Source organism: Micromonospora sp. PRAS1 (assembly GCF_059553435.1).
Genome location: NZ_JCANNB010000025.1, coordinates 1 through 17,324, shown reverse-complemented (window position 1 = coordinate 17,324; position 17,324 = coordinate 1). Strand labels below are relative to the sequence as shown.

The 17,324-nt window shown below is 72.3% G+C and carries 16 protein-coding genes and 5 tRNA genes; 11 read left to right on the top strand and 10 right to left on the bottom strand.

Annotated elements, in window-relative coordinates:
* Nucleotides 1-136: 136 nt before the first annotated feature.
* Genes AC507J_RS21900 through AC507J_RS21885 form a run of 4 tightly spaced genes read left to right on the top strand, consistent with a single transcriptional unit; the run spans nt 137 to nt 4,366 of the window.
* The gene (locus AC507J_RS21900; protein WP_496291044.1) at nt 137-1,273 is read left to right on the top strand and encodes an 8-amino-7-oxononanoate synthase; all 1,137 of its coding nucleotides are present in this window, start codon (nt 137-139) and stop codon (nt 1,271-1,273) included.
* The gene (gene bioD / locus AC507J_RS21895; RefSeq protein WP_496291043.1) at nt 1,261-1,998 is read left to right on the top strand and encodes a dethiobiotin synthase; all 738 of its coding nucleotides are present in this window, start codon (nt 1,261-1,263) and stop codon (nt 1,996-1,998) included. The genes AC507J_RS21900 and bioD overlap by 13 nt, the downstream gene beginning before the upstream one ends.
* Nucleotides 1,999-2,036: 38 nt before the next feature.
* Complete coding sequence (locus tag AC507J_RS21890; protein ID WP_496291042.1) at nt 2,037-3,692, top strand: sensor histidine kinase; 1,656 nt, start codon at nt 2,037-2,039, stop codon at nt 3,690-3,692.
* Entirely contained in the window at nt 3,689-4,366 is a 678-nt protein-coding gene (locus AC507J_RS21885; RefSeq protein WP_496291041.1) for a response regulator, read from the top strand. Before AC507J_RS21890 ends, AC507J_RS21885 begins: the two co-directional genes overlap by 4 nt.
* A gap of 19 nt (nt 4,367-4,385) precedes the next feature.
* Here the strand turns inward: AC507J_RS21885 and AC507J_RS21880 are convergent, their stop codons facing one another.
* From AC507J_RS21880 to AC507J_RS21865, 4 genes are all read right to left on the bottom strand, one after another.
* On the bottom strand, nt 4,386-5,138 hold the full coding sequence (locus tag AC507J_RS21880) for an ABC transporter permease (RefSeq protein ID WP_496291040.1): 753 nt from the start codon (nt 5,136-5,138) through the stop codon (nt 4,386-4,388).
* Entirely contained in the window at nt 5,135-6,079 is a 945-nt protein-coding gene (locus AC507J_RS21875; protein WP_496291039.1) for an ATP-binding cassette domain-containing protein, read from the bottom strand. The genes AC507J_RS21880 and AC507J_RS21875 overlap by 4 nt, the downstream gene beginning before the upstream one ends.
* 107 nt (nt 6,080-6,186) lie before the next feature.
* Nucleotides 6,187-7,380, bottom strand: a complete 1,194-nt coding sequence (locus AC507J_RS21870) for a cytochrome P450 (RefSeq protein ID WP_496291038.1) — start codon at nt 7,378-7,380, stop codon at nt 6,187-6,189.
* A 9-nt stretch (nt 7,381-7,389) separates the two neighbouring features.
* A complete protein-coding gene (locus AC507J_RS21865) occupies nt 7,390-8,058 on the bottom strand; it encodes a class I SAM-dependent methyltransferase (protein ID WP_496291037.1) in 669 nt (222 codons plus the stop codon).
* Nucleotides 8,059-8,235: 177 nt separating this feature from the next.
* On the opposite strand from AC507J_RS21865, the gene AC507J_RS21860 reads away from it, so the two are divergent.
* Nucleotides 8,236-9,171 (top strand): hypothetical protein, encoded by a 936-nt coding sequence (locus AC507J_RS21860; protein WP_496291036.1) that lies wholly within the window; start codon nt 8,236-8,238, stop codon nt 9,169-9,171.
* 188 nt (nt 9,172-9,359) lie between these two features.
* On the opposite strand, the gene AC507J_RS21855 is transcribed toward AC507J_RS21860, so the two are convergent.
* Nucleotides 9,360-9,962, bottom strand: coding sequence for a TetR/AcrR family transcriptional regulator (locus tag AC507J_RS21855; protein ID WP_496291035.1), 603 nt, complete (start codon nt 9,960-9,962; stop codon nt 9,360-9,362).
* A gap of 295 nt (nt 9,963-10,257) precedes the next feature.
* Between AC507J_RS21855 and AC507J_RS21850 the strand changes: the two genes are divergently transcribed.
* From AC507J_RS21850 to AC507J_RS21840, 3 genes are all read left to right on the top strand, one after another.
* Nucleotides 10,258-10,330: transfer RNA gene (locus tag AC507J_RS21850), tRNA-Gly, on the top strand.
* Nucleotides 10,331-10,364: 34 nt separating this feature from the next.
* Nucleotides 10,365-10,435 (top strand) — tRNA-Cys (locus AC507J_RS21845).
* A gap of 13 nt (nt 10,436-10,448) precedes the next feature.
* Nucleotides 10,449-10,523: transfer RNA gene (locus AC507J_RS21840), tRNA-Val, on the top strand.
* A 97-nt stretch (nt 10,524-10,620) separates the two neighbouring features.
* On the opposite strand, the gene AC507J_RS21835 is transcribed toward AC507J_RS21840, so the two are convergent.
* Nucleotides 10,621-10,890 carry a DUF6458 family protein gene (locus AC507J_RS21835; RefSeq protein ID WP_496291034.1) on the bottom strand — a complete coding sequence of 90 codons (270 nt, stop codon included), beginning with the start codon at nt 10,888-10,890 and terminating at the stop codon, nt 10,621-10,623.
* A 156-nt stretch (nt 10,891-11,046) separates the two neighbouring features.
* On the opposite strand from AC507J_RS21835, the gene AC507J_RS21830 reads away from it, so the two are divergent.
* Nucleotides 11,047-11,119 (top strand) — tRNA-Gly (locus AC507J_RS21830).
* Nucleotides 11,120-11,153: 34 nt separating this feature from the next.
* Nucleotides 11,154-11,228 (top strand) — tRNA-Val (locus AC507J_RS21825).
* Here AC507J_RS21825 and AC507J_RS21820 read toward each other — a convergent pair.
* From AC507J_RS21820 to AC507J_RS21805, 4 genes are all read right to left on the bottom strand, one after another.
* Nucleotides 11,207-11,935, bottom strand: coding sequence for a phosphatase PAP2 family protein (locus AC507J_RS21820; protein WP_496291033.1), 729 nt, complete (start codon nt 11,933-11,935; stop codon nt 11,207-11,209). The genes AC507J_RS21825 and AC507J_RS21820 overlap by 22 nt on opposite strands.
* A gap of 138 nt (nt 11,936-12,073) precedes the next feature.
* Nucleotides 12,074-12,727 (bottom strand): polysaccharide deacetylase family protein, encoded by a 654-nt coding sequence (locus tag AC507J_RS21815; RefSeq protein WP_496291032.1) that lies wholly within the window; start codon nt 12,725-12,727, stop codon nt 12,074-12,076.
* Nucleotides 12,728-12,753: 26 nt separating this feature from the next.
* Nucleotides 12,754-13,704: an endo-1,4-beta-xylanase gene (locus AC507J_RS21810; protein ID WP_496291031.1), complete on the bottom strand. Its 951-nt coding sequence runs from the start codon at nt 13,702-13,704 to the stop codon at nt 12,754-12,756.
* A gap of 347 nt (nt 13,705-14,051) precedes the next feature.
* Nucleotides 14,052-15,674 (bottom strand): glycoside hydrolase family 43 protein, encoded by a 1,623-nt coding sequence (locus tag AC507J_RS21805; protein WP_496291030.1) that lies wholly within the window; start codon nt 15,672-15,674, stop codon nt 14,052-14,054.
* A gap of 254 nt (nt 15,675-15,928) precedes the next feature.
* Between AC507J_RS21805 and AC507J_RS21800 the strand changes: the two genes are divergently transcribed.
* Nucleotides 15,929-17,221 (top strand): extracellular solute-binding protein, encoded by a 1,293-nt coding sequence (locus tag AC507J_RS21800; protein WP_496291029.1) that lies wholly within the window; start codon nt 15,929-15,931, stop codon nt 17,219-17,221.
* The last annotated feature ends 103 nt before the right edge of the window (nt 17,222-17,324 follow it).

Genomic DNA, 17,324 nt, shown 5'->3' with positions numbered 1-17,324 from the left:
CCTGCTCGCCGCCGCGGGGCCGGGCAGCGGGACAGCGTTACGGCGAGTCGCGGTCGAGCCGGTGTGGAGCCGCCGGGGCCCGCCCGGCGGATGGTAACTTCGCCCCCGCGAGCGGCGTCGACGGCGGGAGGCGAGGGTGGCGGACTGGCTGGCGGCGCTGGACCGCCGCGCCGAGCTGCGGGCGAAGGCGGGGCTGACCCGCCGGCTGCACCCGCGCGGCGCCGCCGACGCCGTGATCGACCTGGCCGGCAACGACTACCTGGGCCTGGCCGGGCATCCCGAGGTGATCGCCACCGCGACGAAGGCTCTGTCCGAGTACGGGCTGGGCGCGACCGGGTCGCGGCTGATACGCGGTTCCACGCACGCCCACCACGCACTGGAAGACGATCTTGCCGACTGGCTCGGCGCGGAGCGGGCGCTGCTCTTCTCCTCCGGTTACCTGGCCAACCTCGGGGCGGTCCGCGCCCTGGTCCGACCCCGCACGCTGCTGGTCTCCGACGCGCACAACCACGCCTCGCTCATCGACGGCTGCCGGGTCTCCGGTGCGGAAACCGTGGTCACCCCGCACGCCGACGTCGACGCGGTCGCCTCGGCGCTGGCCGGCGCGCCCGGCCGCCCGGCGGTGGTGGTGACCGAGTCGATCTTCTCCGTCGACGGTGATCTGGCGCCGCTGGCCCGGCTGCACGCCGCTGCCCGGGAGCACGGCGCGTTGCTGCTGGTCGACGAGGCGCACGCGCTCGGCGTGACCGGCCCGGCGGGCGCCGGCGCGGTGGCCGCCGCCGGGCTGGCCGGCGAGCCGGACGTGCTGGTCACCGCCACCCTGTCCAAGGCGCTCGGCGGGGCGGGCGGCGTGGTGGCCGGCCCGGCCGGGTACGTCCGGCACCTGGTGGAGACCGCCCGGACCTTCATCTACGACACCGCCCTGCCGCCGGCGGTGGCGGCCGGGGTGCACGCCGCCCTCGGACTGGCCCGGACCGGCGACGATCTGCGCGCCGAGTTGGCCGAGCGGGCCGCCCTCGCGGCCGGCCGGCTACGCGCGGCCGGGCTGGAGGTCTCCGTTCCCGACGCCGCCGTCGTCTCGGTGACCGCGCCCGGCCCCGAGGCGGCCACCGCCTGGGCCGCCGCCTGCCGGGAGCAGGGGGTCGCGGTCGGCTGCTTCCGTCCGCCCTCCACCCCGGACAGCCGCTCGCGGCTGCGACTGACAATCGGCGCGGGGGTGCCCCGGGCGGACTTCGAAGATGCCCTGGAGGTCATCGTGGGATGCGCACCATGACGGATCAGTGGCGCGGACCGGTGCTGGTCACCGGGACCGACACCGAGGTCGGCAAGACGGTGGTGACCGCGGCGATCACGGCCGTGGCGCAGGCGGCCGGGCTGCGGGTGGCGGTGGTCAAACCCGGCCAGACCGGTACGGCCGCCGGGGTGCCCGGTGACGTCGAGGCGGTCACCCGGCTGGCCGCCCCGATGACCGGCCGTACGCTGGCCAGCTTCCCCGATCCGCTCGCCCCGCTGGCCGCCGCCCGGGTGGCCGAGTTGCCGCCGCTTGAGTTGTACAACGCCGTCGACGCCATCCGGGAGGAGGCCGACAAGCACGATCTGGTGCTGGTCGAGGGGGCCGGCGGGCTGCTCGTACCGATGGGGCTGCGGCCCTCGGGCCAGCCCTGGACGGTGGCCGACCTGGCGGTGTCGCTTGGTGCACCGGCGGTGGTGGTGGCCCGCGCCGGGCTCGGCACCCTCAACCACACCGCGCTCACCCTGGAGGCCCTGGAGCGGCGCGCGGTGCCGGCCGGCGTGGTGATCGGCGCCTGGCCGGCCGAGCCGGAACTGGTGCACTGGGCCAACCTGAGCGATCTGTTGCCGAACCTGCTCGGCGCCCTGCCGGACGGTGCCGGGGCGATGGATCCGGGGGTGTTCCGGCGGTCCGCACCGGGCTGGCTGACCCCGGCGCTGTACGGGGTGCTCGACGACTGGCGCGCCTGGGCCGACGAGATCAGCTGACTTTCGTCAGTGTCCGACCCCGGCCAGGGGTGGGTAGCGTGACCGCCGTGCGGAGCCGGTGGCGGAGCCGCCCGAATCCGGGCGGACCCTTCGAGGGGTGGCGTGACCTGCTGCTCTGGGCGGTGGTGGCCGCGCCGTTGGGGTATGCCGGCATGCCGCCGTCCTCCCTCGACGGGGTGGTGTCGCTGCTCGTCGGCCTGGGCGGAACCGGCGTCGCGGTCGCGCTCAGCCGGCGGCTGCCGCTGGCCGCCCTGCTCCTGGTGGTGCTCGGTACGCTCCTCGACGGCAATTTCGTCTTCGCCATTCCGGTGTTCAGTTACCTGGCCGGGCGGCGCAGCGCCAGCGCGACGCCGGTCGCCGTGGCCTTCGCGGTGATCGCGGCCGGCGGCACCCTGCTCAACATCGGGCTGCTCGGCACCGGCATGGCGGCCTGGTTCCTGCTCGTCACGGTGCTCCTCTTCGCCGGGGTGTTCCCCTGGCTGATCGGCCGGTACCGGCGGCAGCAGGCCGCCCTGACCGCTGCCAGCCACCGCTACGAGCAGGCGCGGGAGCACGAGCGGCGCGGCGCGGCGGAACGGATCCGGCTGCGGGAACGGGCCCGCATCGCGCAGGAGATGCACGACTCGCTCGGACACGCGTTGAGCCTGGTCGCTTTGCGCGCTGCCGCGTTGGAACTCGCCGGTGACCTCGATCCCCGGCACCGCAACGCCGCCGGGGAGTTGCGGGCCAGCGTCGCGGCGGCCACCGAGCGACTGCACCAGATCATCGGGGTGCTCCGCGAGGAGGACGATCCGGTCGCCGTCCGGCCCGCCGGGGAGAGCATCGCCGACCTCGTCGACGGGGCCCGGGAGGCCGGCATGGCGGTGCGGCTGGAGTTGCCGGACCCGCCGCCGCAACTGCCGGAGTTGCCGGCGCACGCCGCGTACGGGCTGGTCCGTGAGGCGCTGACAAACGCCGCCCGGTACGCCCCCGGCGCCGAGGTGACCGTCAGCCTGGCCCGACGGGGGGACCGGGTGGAGATCGGGGTGGTGAACGAGGCACCGCCGGCCGGGCCGTTGCCCGGACCGCCCGCCAGCGGCTCTGGCCTGCTCGCCCTGGCCGAGCGGGTCCGGCTCGCCGGTGGCTCGCTGCGCACCGGAGTACGCCCGCAGGGCGGCTTCGCCGTCGAGGCCCGGCTACCCGCCGATGACTCGGCCGGTGCCGACCGCCCGGCTCCCGCCGGTGACTCGGCCGCTGTCGGTCAGGTGGCCGAGGCCGGTGACTGGGCTGCTGCCACCGAGCCGCCCGTGACCCAGCCGGCGGTCGTCGCCCCGCCCGCGCTCGGCTCGGATCCGGACGGGCCGACCCGGCCGGCGCAGGCGGAGCGGCGGCTGCGCGAGGCGCGGCGGCAGGTGCGGCGCAGCCTGCTGGTGGCGCTCGGGGCACCGGCTGGTCTCGCGCTGGTGCTGTCGCTGATCTACTACCCGGTGGCCACCGTCGGCGCGGTACTGGACCGGGGCAGCTTCGAAGAGTTGCCGGTGGGGGCGGCCCGCGAGGAGCTGACCGGCCTGCCGCCCCGCCAGGTCGACCGCCCTGCGGGGGCGCGGCCGGACTGCGAGTACTACACCGACGGCAACTTTCCCCTGGCGCAGCCGACCTGGCGGCTGTGCTTCACCGACGGGCAGCTGGTCAGCAAGGAGCGGCTCACGCAATGACTACCGAATCGCCGGAACCGGTCCGGGTGCTGCTGGCCGACGACGAGGCGATGATCCGGGCCGGGGTCCGGGCCATCCTGGCCACCGATCCGCGCATCGAGGTCGTCGCCGAGGCCGGCGACGGCCGGAGCGCCGTCGAGTTGGTCCGCGCCCACCGGCCCCGGCTGGCGCTGCTGGACATCCGGATGCCGAAACTGGACGGGCTCGCCGCCGCTGCCGAGATCCGCCGGCTGGTGCCGCAGACGGCCACCGTCATGCTCACCACGTTTGGCGAGGACGACCACGTGGCCCGCGCGCTCGGCCACGGCGCCAGCGGCTTCCTGCTCAAGTCCGGCGATCCGCGGGAACTGATCGCCGGGGTGCACGCGGTGGCCGACGGCGGCGCGTACCTCTCCCCGACGGTGGCCCGCCGGGTGATCGAGCTGGGCGGCGACCGGGTCGCCCGCCGGCCGCTGGCCCGGGACCGGCTGGCCGGGCTGACCAACCGCGAGCGGGAGGTGTTGGCGCTGGTCGGGGCGGGACTGTCCAACGCCGAGATCGCCCGCCGGTTGCACCTGGTCGAGGGCACCGTGAAGACCTATCTGACAAGCATCTTCACCCGGCTCGAAGTGCGCAACCGGGTGCAGGCGGCGATCCTCGCGTACGAGGCGGGGCTGGTCGACGCGGTCGAGTAGCGCCAGCCCCACCCCGCCCTCACGCGTCGCGTCTGCGCAGCGCCGCCCGACCCGCCAGCAGCGCCACGGCGGCCCAGCCGGCGAGCAGCAGCAGCCCGACGGCCGCCGGATACGGTTGCCCGTCGCCGGCCAGGAAGTGCAGTCCGGCCTCGCCCGGGAAGGCGTCGGCGACCCGGTTCAGCGCGGTGATGTCCGGCTCACGCAACGACAGCGGAACGATCATCAGCACCGCGAGGAGCACCGTCAGGGTGAGCACCGCGCTGCGCAGCACGGCACCGAGCCCGAGCGCGAGGACCCCGATCAACGCCAGGTAGCCGGCCAGCGCGACCACGTCGCGGACCGTGGCGGCCGCCGGTGCGGCTCCCCACTCGCCGAGCACCGGCTTCGCGACCAGCGCGCCGACCGCGCCCAGCAGCAGCCCGAGACCGAAGGTCACGGTCGCGGTCACCGCCGCCTTGGCCAGCAGTACGCGGCCCCGCGACGGCGTGCACTGCAAGGTGGTACGGATGGTGCCGGTGGTGAACTCACTCGTGATCATCAGTAGGCCGAGGGCGAGCACGGCATACTGGACCAGCTCCAGCGAGTCGATCAGGACGCTGCCGAGCGGAACCACCCCGGCGTCGTCACTCGGATCGTCGTTCGTGTTGCCGTTGGCGACGTAGATCGCCAACTGGCCAGCGGTGGCGGCCATGACCAGCACCGCCGCGAACACCGTCCACCAGGTGCTGCGTACCGACCGCAGCTTCGTCCACTCGGCGCGGATCGCGGTCATGCCGCCGCACCCCCCTTCGCTGCGGCGGCCGGCTGGGCCGCGTACTCGATCCGGTCGGCGGTCAGCGCCATGAAGGCCCGCTCCAGGGACGCCTCGTGCGACGCCAACTCGTGCAGCGGCACCCCGAGTTCGTACGCCAACTCGCCGATGCGTTCGGCGCTGGCGCCGGTGACGGTCAGCTCGCCCGCGCCGGTGGACTCGACCACCGCGCCGGTGACGGCCAGCCGGTCGGCGACGGCGGCCAGCCCGGCCGGCTGCGGGCTGCGGACCCGCACGGCGACCGCGCTGTCGGCGATCACCTGGGCGGTCGGCGCGTCGGCGAGCAGCCGGCCCCGCCCGATCACCACCAGCCAGTCCGCGGTCTGCTGCATCTCGCTCATCAGGTGGCTGGAGACCAGCACCGTCCTGCCCTCGGCGGCCAGGGACCGGGTCAGTTGCCGGATCCAGCGCACCCCGTCCGGGTCGAGGCCGTTTACCGGTTCGTCGAACATCAGCACCGGCGGGTCGCCGAGCAGGGCACCGGCGATGCCGAGCCGCTGGCCCATGCCGAGGGAGAGCGCGCGAGCGGGTTTGGCCGCGGCCCGATCGTCCAGCCCGACGGTGGCGAGCACCTCGTCGACCCGGCGTTCGCCGATGCCGTTGCTGGCCGCCATCGCCGCCAGGTGGGCCCGGCCGGACCGGGCGGGATGCATGGCCCGCGCGTCCAGCAGCGCGCCGATCTCGTGCAGCGGCCGGCGCAGCCTGCGGTACGGGCGCCCGCCGATCAGCGCCTGACCGGCGGTGGGCCGGTCCAGTCCCAGGATCAGCCGCATGGTGGTCGACTTGCCGGCGCCGTTGGGACCGAGGAATCCGGTGACCCGGCCGGGAGCGATGTCGACGCTCAGCTCATCGACTGCGGTGGTCTCCCCGAACCGCTTGGTCAACGCACGTAACGTAATCATGTCCGGACGGTAGGTCGGCGACGGCCCGTCCCGCCGTGCCCGAAAGGCACCACCCGACACTTACCTTCGTCAGCCCGCCCGCCGTCGCCTTCGTCCGGTCGCTCGGCTCAGCGGGCGACGAGGAAGCTGTCGGGCATCCGGAAGGTGAGGTTGTCCGGGAACCGGGGTGGGCGCAGCACGCGTACCCCGGCCAGTAGCGGGGCGGCCTCGGCCACCACCGTCGCCGCCTCCATCCGGGCGAGTTGGTCGCCGACGCAGCGGTGCACGCCCGCCCCGAAGGCCAGGTGCCGGCGTGACCCGCGCTGGCCCGGCCGGAACTCGTCGGGCGCCGCCACGGTGGCCGGGTCCCGTCCGGCCCCGGCCAGCCACAACACCATGCTGGTGCCCGCCGACACCGGCGTCCCGCCCAGCGTGGTGTCCACGGCGGCCACCCGCCGCCAGGTGACGATCGGCGGCTCCAGCCGCAGCCCCTCCTCCACCACGTCGGCGACCGCGACCGAGCCGTCGCGCAGCCCGGCGAGCACCGCCGGCTCTCCGGTGAGCCGGTGCAGCAGCAGGGTGAGGAACTGCGAGGTGGTCTCCTGGCCGGCGACCAGCAGGAAGAAGAGGGCGCCGACCACCACGTCGGGCGGATGCCCGGCGGCGCGCAGGGACGCGGCCAGCCCACCGCCGGTGGCCGCGAACTCCCGCAGCACCCGGTGGAAGCGACCCACCTCGTCGGCGAGGACCTGCTGCCGGTCGGCGTCCAGGGGCGCCCAGAACAGCTCCAGGGCCGCGCGGGCGAAATCCTTCACCGCCGCGACCGGGGCGTCCGGCAGCTCGACCAGCCGGGCCAGGACCAGCAGCGGCAGGTCGGCGGCGAGGCCGGCGTGCAGGTCCACCGGTGCGCCGGTGTCCAGGGTGGCGGCCAGGTCGGCCACCCGGTGCCGGACGAGCGTGGCCAGCCAGTCCCGCTGGGCGGCCACCCGGGTCGGATGCAGCGCCTCGGTGACCAGCGCCCGGATCCCCGGGTGACTGGTGCCGCCGTTGTTGGCCAGGGTCGGCGGCAGCCGGAACCGGTGCGCGGCGAGTACCCGCAGCGCGGCCACCGGCAACGGGGTCACCGCGTCCAGGGCGTTGTCCGGCCGGTACGTCGCCGGGTCGGTGAGCACCTGGCGGACCAGCGCGTGCCGGGTCACCAGCAGGTGTTCGACGCCCACGTGGTCGGCGACGCGGGCCACATCCGGCCACCGGGCCACGCCGGCACCGGCCCCGGCGTCGGCGATCGCCGTCGGGGCCCGCTCCCAGCTGCGGAACAGCACGGCGTCACGCTAGTCGGCCGGTTTCGCACCACCCACGCGCAGCTGCCAGACGGTGGTGCGCTTCACCCGCACGCTCTCCAGCGCCTCGGTGACCGGCACGTCGTAGGCGGTCAGTTCGTCGAAGCGCTCCCGGGGCAGGAAGGCCCGTCCGGGATCGCCGACCAGCACCCGCGCCCCGCCGCGTGCGGCGCGCAGCAGGAAGCGCAGGACCCGGTTGGTCATCGCCTCGCTGTAGAAGACGTCCCCGGCGAGGACCACCTCGGCGTCGCCCGCGTCGCCGTCGAGCACGTCACCGAGCTCGGCGTCGACGCGTACCCCGTTGGCCTCTGCGTTGAGCGCGACCGCCGCGACGGCCAGCTCGTCGATCTCCACCGCGCGCACGGCGGCGGCACCGGCCCGGGCGGCGGCGATGGCCACCAGGCCGGAGCCGGCGGCCAGGTCGAGCACCCGACGCCCGGCGACCAGCTGCGGGTGGTCGGTCACGTACCGGGCGAGGCCCTGGCCGCCGGCCCAGGCGAAGGCCCAGAACGGCGGTGGCCGGTCGCTGCGGAACTCGCCCTCGGTCAGCTCCCAGAGGCCGATCGGCTCGTCGGCCTGGTGCAGCCGCACCTCGGGTACGAAGGCGACGGGCGCTAGTCGGGCGTGCAGCCGGACGAAGGCGGCGGAAAGTTCGGACACCGGCCGATTGTGCACCGTGACCCGTTTCGGCGTGTCGCGGGTCCATCGTGAGCGGTTCAATACCGTGCGTGAAATCGGGCATCCTGCTTCACGGTCCGTGCGAACACGCCCCTCTACCGGCTAGCTCAGACCGCTCATAGCGTTGCCAATGGAGGCAACCAACGGGAGGGGCGGATCGTGAAGAGGCTGTGGCGGTACACGCTACGGATCGGGTTGGCACTGGCATGTCTCACCGGGGTGGACGTCGCCATGGCCGCACCGGCGCACGCGGCGTTCGTCACGGAACTCAGCGGGCTGCCGAACCAGTTCACCGCCGGCGGGCGGGTGGAGACGATTTCCGCTGTGGTGGCCCGAACCGACCAGGCCGACTGCATCAAGGTCCGCTGGTCGATGGTGCTCGGTGTGCAGGGGCTGCGGCTGGACCAGGTGCGGGTGGACCGGATCGAGGAGACCGGTTCGTTCCCGGTTGAGGTCCAGATCGACGGTGACGTGGCCCGGTTGACCGACCGCCAGCTCGACCCGGGCACGCTCTGCCCGGGACGTACGGTGACCGCGCAGTACCGGATCGCGTTCACCGGGGACGTCGACCAGGGGCGGGTCAGCCTGGCCGCTGAGGCGTACGACCAGAATCTGCAACTGCTGTCCCGGCAGACCGCGACGCGCGACGTCGTCGGCCGGGGTGGGGCGGCGCGGCCGACCACCGCACCGCCGAGCCCCACGCCGACCGAGGAGCCGACTGTGGATCCCACCGAGGAGCCGACGGTCGACCCGGACGAGGAGAGCGACCTCGCCGACGACGCCGGCTACGCGGGCGGGGCGGAGGAGCCGCCGGCCGCGGGTGCGGCGGGCAACCAGGTTTCGCAGACCGGCGCCGGGATCGGCCTGACCGAGGCCGCCTTCCTCCTCGGTGGGCTGCTGCTCTTCCTCGGGGTCGGGCTACTGCTGCGGCTGCGGCAGTTGACCCGCGACCCGGAGCCAGCCGCCGCCGGCGCCACCACCGCGCCCGCCGTGGTCGGCCCCGCCAGCCGCTGGGAACGCCAGCCCGGCCGCGAACGCCAACCCGGCCGCCGCTCCCGCTGGCGCACCATCCCCCGCGACAACCTAACCCCCTAACCCCCCACCCTCGCCCCTCACCCCCCCTCGCCCCTCACCCCTCGCCCCTCACCCCACCCCCTCGCCCCGTCGATCATGGACTTTTGGTCGGGCTATCTGCCGCGAAAGCGGACATATAGGCGACCACAAGTGCAAGATCGGCGCGGCGGGGAGGGTGGGGAGGGAGGGGAGGGGGAGGGCGGGAGGGGTTAGTCGAGTTGGGTGGGGTCTAGGGCTAGTTCGCGGGCGGTTACCAGGCGTACCCATTCGGCTAGCTGGCGGCGGGAGATGACGCGGTCGTGCACCGCGAGCTGCACCGCCAGGCCGTCCATCACGGCGTTGATCCGCCAGGCGGCACCGGCCGGGTCCGGGCACTCGAAGACACCCTCGCGGACGCCGTCGGTGATCACTGTGGTGAGGTCCTGCCGCCAGCGCAGGTCGAGTTTGCGGGAGACCTTCTCCAACTCCGGCGTACGCAGCGACTCCGCCCAGCCGTCGATCCACATCGACCAGGACATCGGGCGTCCGGCCGGGGTGTATAGCCGCAGGATGCGCCGGAGTTTGGTGAGCGGTGGGGCGCTGGACCGGGTCACCGCGTCCAGCCGGGCCAGGTCCTGCTCGACGGCGTAGGCGAACGCCTGGGCGAGCAGCCGTTCCTTGGTGGCGAAGTGGTAGAAGACCAGGGCCTGGCTCACGCCGGCGGCCTGCGCCACGTCCGCCGTGCGGGTGTTGGCCAGCCCGCGCTGCACGATCACGTCACATGCGGTGCGCAGCAGGGCATCCAGGCGGATCTCGGCCGCACGTCTCGTCACGCCCGTCACCGTAGCCCATCCTTTTGGACACAGTGCGTCACCAAACTCGGTGATCCTTGCTCACCATCAGTCAGAAGCCGGACACTTGCCTCAGTCGGCTCTTCCGGGGTACAGATCGCCCACGGGTGGCGGGTTTCCGAGGTCGGGGCGGGTCAACTGAGGGTCGCGGGCTTTCGGGCCAGGCTCCTAGGAAGCTCTGCAGGGCGTTTCGGACGCGCCGGGGCAGGAGTCGATTTGGCAACCTTCCGTCGCTCGGCTAGAGTTCTCATCCGTCACCGGGAACAGCCGGGGGCATGCGGACGTAGCGCAGTTGGTAGCGCATCACCTTGCCAAGGTGAGGGTCGCGGGTTCGAGTCCCGTCGTCCGCTCGGAGCTGCCGCCACGCGTGACGGGGGCAACCTCGGTGGGGTGGCCGAGAGGCGAGGCAACGGCCTGCAAAGCCGTGTACGCGGGTTCAAATCCCGTCCCCACCTCGTAAAACAGCAAGGGCGATTGGCGCAGTGGGAGCGCGCTTCCTTGACACGGAAGAGGTCACTGGTTCAAACCCAGTATCGCCCACCAGGTGAATGAAGGACGCGAGAGCCCGCACCGGATCAGGTGCGGGCTCTCGCGTCATGTTGGCGGGTTGCTGTCCCGCCGCTCGCTCGGGCGCGACCGCTCACAGCGGCGGCGCGACGTCCCGACGCTCCTCGACCCGGCGGTACTCCACCGGTTCCTCGACCCGGCGGTACTCCACCGGCTCCTCGGTGGTGGCGACCACCTGGCGGCGGCGTCCCCAGACGAGGGTGGTCATGATCAGGCCGAGCAGGCCGGCGGCCATCAGGATCCAACCAACCACGTCCAGGTCGAGACCACCGATGCTCGCGTTGACGGCGAAGGCGAGGATCGCCCCGAGCGCGAGCAGGAAAACACTGGTGCCGATACCCATGACAGCCTCCTTTTCGCAGGGGGTGCGGTGTGCTGTCGAGGAGGGTCTGTACCCCGGCGGTGACCGGCGCAATCACCCTCGGGCGTGGGGCCGCCGATCGGGCGATCTTGTCATCGGGTAGAGTTGGGCCGTCCCCAGGGCACCACCGGGGGGCATGCGGACGTAGCGCAGTTGGTAGCGCATCACCTTGCCAAGGTGAGGGTCGCGGGTTCGAGTCCCGTCGTCCGCTCGCAGCCCGCCCGCACGGGTGTGGCAGCCACCACGGGCGATTGGCGCAGTGGGAGCGCGCTTCCTTGACACGGAAGAGGTCACTGGTTCAAACCCAGTATCGCCCACCAGGCCGGCGCGGCGGAGAAGCAGGTCCGTCGCTTTTCTCCGGCAGTTCACCGCGCTCGACATCGATCCGCCTCGGCAACAGCGCCACGAGCAGTGCGGCGGTGACCGTCGTACCGAGCAGAAGCCCCGCGACGACGTCGTGCGGGTAGTGCACGCCGGCCACCACCCGCATCGCCGCCACCGCACCGGCTGCCGGTACGGCCACCATGGCGAGACGCGGCACGAGCAGGACCATCCCCGCAGCCATCGCGCCCGCGACTGTCGCGTGGTTGCTCGGGAACGACCAGTCGCCGGCCGGTGGGCACTGCTCCCAGGTGGTGAGGTGGCTGAACGCCCGACAGGGCCGTTCCTGGTCGAGGAGGAGCTTCGTCGCTTCGCTGACGAGGTAGGCCAGCACGGTGCCGAGCAGGATGAGCAGCGATCCGGCACCGGTCGCCGTCCGTCGTCGCCATCCGGTCCAGCCCGTCCAGGCGAGCAGCAGGGCGAGGACTGCCAGGCCCACGGCCGGTAGATGTTCGCCGAGACCGCTCAGCCAACCGGGCGCGTCCGCCCCGGCGGTGACGATCTGCTGGTAGGCGCGGGCGGAACGGCCCTCGGTCACCACCGTCGCGGCTGGGTCATCCCACCCGTCAGGCGCCAGCAGCAGCACCGCTGCGGCTCCGGCGGTGAGGGTCAGACCCGACACCGCCACACGTCGTACCCATGTCATGGTGACTGATGGTAGTTACGGTGGCATCCGTCCGGCCGGAACCGAAGGTCATATCCGGCCCTCGACCTTCGTCAGAGTCGCCATCCGCCGGCGGACGGGCGCGGTCCGAGCCGGCCCGGTACCGCCGCCGCTGGCGGCTCAGGAAACGTCGGGCAGGACGAAACGCCAGCCGTACGCCCGCAGGGCCGGGATCGCGCGGTCGACGGCGTCGACGGTCTGGCTGCGGTCGCCGCCGCCGTCGTGCAGCAGCACCACCGCCCCGGGTGCCACGCCCTCGGTGAGGCGACGGACCAGCTCGTCGGTGCCGGGCGGCTCCCAGTCGGCGACCGCCAGTCGCCAGCCCATCGGCCGCATTCCCAGGGCGGTGGCCACCGTCGGGCTCTGCCCCCAGGCGCCGTACGGGGCCCGAAACCAGGGCACCGGGGTGTACGGCACGGCCTGCCGGATGACCGCGTTGGTCTCCAGCAGATCCGAGGCGATCCGGCCGGCGCTCCAGCCGCTCATGTCGTCGTGGTGCATGCTGTGGTTGCCCAACGCGTGCCCGGCGGCCACGATCCGGCGGACCAGAGCGGGATGGCTCGCGGCCTGGTCGCCCTGGAGGAAGAAGACCGCCCGGACATCGTGCGCGGCCAGCACGTCGAGCAGGCGCGGGGTGTGCACCGGGTGCGGCCCGTCGTCGAAGGTGAGGCAGACGACGTGGTCGGTGCCGATCGCCTCGACGGGGCGTACCGCCGCACCTATCCCCGGCGCGGTGTAGTGCTGGGCGCGCAGGGGATAGGTGCTGGGCGGCATCGTCGTACCTTCCGTTGCGGGGTTGGTCAGCGGCGGGGTTTGGGGGCGACGCGGGGGAGTACGTATGGCGGACCGGCGAAGATCAGATCGGACTTGATCTCGTGGTACGCGAGCTTGGGCTGGTAATTCTCGTCGTAGATGGTGGCCAGGCCCTCGGGCGGGTCGTCGAACCAGCCCGGTACCCAGGAGTGCCGGTCGCTGAAGCCCCAGACGGTGTACGACAGGCAACTGCGTACGGCGAGACAGGCTTTCATCAGGACGCTGAAGTTCGCCGCCGACGCCTGCAACCTCGGGTTGATCTCCTCCGGGTCGCCGGCCTGGACGCCGTCGGTCAACTGGCTACGGACGTCGACCTCGGTGAACGCGGTGGCCAGCCCGAGGGCGGTGAACTTCTTCAGCGCCTCGGTCACCTGGAAGGTGCTGAAGTTGCCGTACTGGGTGCCGAGGTGGCCCTGGGCACCGACGCCGTCGATCGGGACGCCCTGCGCGCGCAGCTGCTTCACCATGTCGTAGACGAACTGCGTCTTGTCGTCGGCCGGGTTGCCCGAGCCGAACGCCTCGATGTTGTAGTCGTTGTAGAACAGCAGCGCCTTCGGGTCGGCGGCGCGTGCCCAGCGGAACGCGTCGGCAAGGTAGCCGGGCCCGAGGTGCTGGGCCCAGAAGCCCTTGTAGTGCAGGGTGGGCGGACTGTTGTAGTTGCCGCGGGTGGGCTCCAGGTTCTCCCACTTCATCGCGTTCTCGGCGGTGACCGAGGTGAACTCGGCAGCGGTGATCCGGCGGTACTGCGGGTCACCGGCGTCGTTGAGGGCGGCCAGGTCGACCGCGGTGCCGATCTGGAGGCCGTGCCGCAGGCCGAGGGCGCCCAGGGTCTGCCTGGTCGGGTCGTACGGCTTGCCGGCGGTGGCCGGCACGGTGTTCAGCGCCGCCGCGGTCGCGACGGCGACCGTGGCGAGCGACACCCACCTGCTCAGCTTCATCTGCCTACCTTCCGAGTTTGATCGAGGAATGTCGATCATTGCGGGCGGAGTTCGGACCAGGTGCCGGTGAGTCGGGAGAGGGGCTCGATGCCGGGGGTGACGGTGATCAGCTCGATCGGAGGTGACGTCGATAGTTTCCGGATGACAGCCGGTAACTTCTCCGAAACGTTAAGACCATCTATTTCCGCCGTCAACCATCGAGAGTTTCGGCAACCGGCTGTATCCGCTGCTGAAGACGATCGCGGCGATATCGGAACTATCGGCTTCGCCGGGCGCTGCCGACGGCCTCGGTACCGGGGCCGGCCGGGCCGGCCAGGGGCCGCCCCGGCCCGGCCGACGGGCCGGCGTCAGTGTTCGAGATAGCTGGCGTGGTCGAAGTCGGCGTACCGGCCGTCGCCGCCGATGTCCTGCACCCACAACCCGAGCAGCGAGCCGGTGAAGCCCCAGGCGGCCGGCTCACCGTCGACGATCATCGCCGCGTGCTCGTCGGAGAGGATGGTGGCGTCCAGCTCGACGGGTAGCTGCCGCCAGCCCTCGCCCAGGTCGTACCCGAAGCGCAGCGCCGGGCCGTCGAAGGTCACCCGCAGACCCACCCGGCCGGCACCGCCGGTGTCGACAGTGAGTTCGGGGTACGCCTTACGGCGGCCACTGTCGCAGCTGAGCAGCTCCAGCACCACCCGACCGTCGTCGGCCCGGGTCAGGTAGAGATAGTGCCAGTTCTGGGTGTTGTAGTAGCCGGTCACCCCGGCCAGGTGCCGATGGTTGCCGGGGGTGAACTCGACGACCGTCTCCAGCGTGCAGTGCGTCGCGCCGACCCGCCGCGCCACCAGGCTCGGCGTCTGCCTGCCCACCGGCGACTGGCCACCGTGGATCCGCAGGTGCGACGGGCGGGACCGCAGGTCGATCCAGTCGTCCGTGGCCGGGCGGCGCAACGTCGACCAGCAGGCCGCCAGCTCGGGTACGTCGAAGTGGTCGGTGGTCGGCTCGGCGGGCCACGGGTGCGGCGGCAGGTCCGGGGCGGGGATCTGGTCGGCCGGAACGCCGCCCGGGATGCTGGGCCAGTCGCCCGCCGGCCACTCGACCTTCTGTATCGCGGTCTCCCGACCCAGCACACAGTTGCCCAGCGGGGTGTAGGGACGGCCGACCAGGTGGGCCAGGTACCAGTCGCCGCTCTGGGTGCGGACCAGGCTGCCGTGGCCGGCCTTCTGAAGGGAGAGGTCCGGTCGGCCGACCGAGGTGAGCAGCGGCCCGGCCGGGTCGACCTCGTACGGTCCGAACAGCTCCCGTGAGCGGGCCACCGTGACCTGGTGCTCCCAGCTGGTGCCGCCCTCGGCGGTGACCAGCCAGTACCAGCCGTCGTGCCGGTAGAGGTGCGGCGCCTCGGTCAACCCGACCTCGGTGCCGGCGAAGATGATCCGGGCCTCGCCGACCAGTTGCCGGCGGGCCGGATCGTACTGCTGGATCTCGATGCCGCCGAAGCGGTTGCGTCCCGGTCGCCAGTCGGCGCTCATCGCCAACAGCCAGGTGGTGCCGTCCTCGTCGTGGAAGAGCGCCGCGTCGAAGCCATGCGAGTGCAGCCGTACCGGGTCCGACCAGGGGCCGGTGATGGCCGGGGCGGTGGTGAGGAAGTTCTGCGCGTCCCAGTAGCCGCTGGCGAAGCTCGCCACGTCGCTGTAGACGAGGTGGAACAGCCCGTCGTGCCAGGTGAGGTCCGGGGCCCAGATCCCGTTGGAGTCACCGCATCCGCGCAGGTCGAGCAGGCGACGTTCGGTGATGATGCCGCCCAGGGCGCGCCAGTGCACGAGGTCCCTCGAATGGTGCACCCGTACGCCCGGGTACCACTCGAACGTCGAGGTGGCCAGGTAGTAGTCGTCGCCGACGCGCAGGATGGACGGATCCGGGTGGAAGCCGGTGAGCACGGGGTTGCGGATGGACGGGGTCGTGGCCACGTCCGCGATCTCGGTCGACATGTTCGACTCCTTCAAGCTTTGATCCCGGTGGAATTCCGGAAGTCTCCCGACCGATACACCGAGAAAGTTCGCTCACGTTATCGGCTACGGTCCGCTTGCGACAGCCCTCTTGACCGCGTGTGTCGACGCGTCGTAACGTGCCGGCCATCACATCGAAAATACCGGCATTGAACTGAAAGTTTCGGCCCGCCTTTCCTTGGTCTGTCTTCGATCGCGGTGCCGCCCGCGTACATAACGTTGTGAAGGGATGACCCATGACAGCGCACATCTCTCGCAGGTCGTTACTCGGCCTGGCCGGCATCGGCGCGGGCACCGTCCTGCTGGGAGGTTGTGGGAGTGGGGAGTCCAGCGGCGCGGCCGACCCACAGACGATCAAGTGGTGGCACATCCAGGACACCGAGCCCATGTTGCCGGTGTGGGCCGAGATGGCGCGGCTGTACGAGGTCCGGCACGAACACGTCACGATCGAGATCGAGCCGCGGGAGAACGAGGCGTTCAAGGCCGAGCTGGCCAAGGTGAGTCAGGCCGGTTCGCCGCCGGACCTGTTCCAGTCCTGGGGCGGCGGCCTGCTGCGCCAGCAGGTGGAGGCGGGCCTGGTCCGGGACATCACCGACGAGGTGGCGCCGTGGATAGGCCAGCTGCTGCCGACGGCGCTTCAGCCGTACACGGTGGACGACCGTCTCTACGGTGTCCCGTTCGACCTGGGCATGGTCGGCTTCTGGTACAACCGGGACCTCTTCGCCGACGCCGGCATCACCTCGCCGCCGACCACCTGGACGCAGCTGCTGGACACGGTCGACAAGCTCAAGGACGCCGGGATCGTACCCATCGCACTCGCGGGCAAGGACAAGTGGCCGGCGCACTTCTACTGGGCCTACCTGGCCATGCGCGTCGGTGGCCTGGGGCCGCTGGAGCGCGCGGCCCTGGACGGCAACTTCGACACCCCGGACTTCGTGGCCGCCGGTGAACGGTTCCTGGATCTGATCAAGCTCAAGCCGTTCCAGCCGGGCTACCGGGGTGCGGAGTACGGCTCGCCGGACGGGCAGGCGGCGGCGATCGGCAACGGCGACGCGGCCATGGAGCTGATGGGACAGTGGGCGCCCTCGATCCAGGCGTCGTCGTCGACAAGCAAGCGGGGCATCGGCAGCCGGCTCGGCTTCTTCACCTTCCCGACCGTGGATGGTGGCAAGGGCCAGGGCACCGATGTGCTCGGTGGCGGAAACGGCTTCGCGGTGGGCCGGGGCGCGCCGAGCGCCACAGTGGACTTCCTGCGCTCCCTGTTGCGGGCCGAGAACCAGCGCCGGGCCGCCCAGACCGGTGCCGTGCTGCCCACCAACCTGGCTGCCGTCGGTCAGATCAAGGATCCGAACAACCAGGTTGTGGCGGCCAACCTGGCCGTCGCGACCGGGTTCCAGCTCTACCTCGACCAGGCCTTCCCGCCGAAGGTCGGTCAACAGATCAACGACAGCGTCGCGGAGTTGGTCGCCGGCACGAAGCGGCCGGACCAGATCGTCAAGGACATCACCGCAGTGGCGAGGAGCCAGTAGCGATGAGCGGTCCGCGGCCGGCGTCAGGGCAAGCGCGAGGAGAGGGAGGGCGCCGCGTGGCTGCCAACGACAACCGCACCGTGACCATCGCGGCGATCGCCCG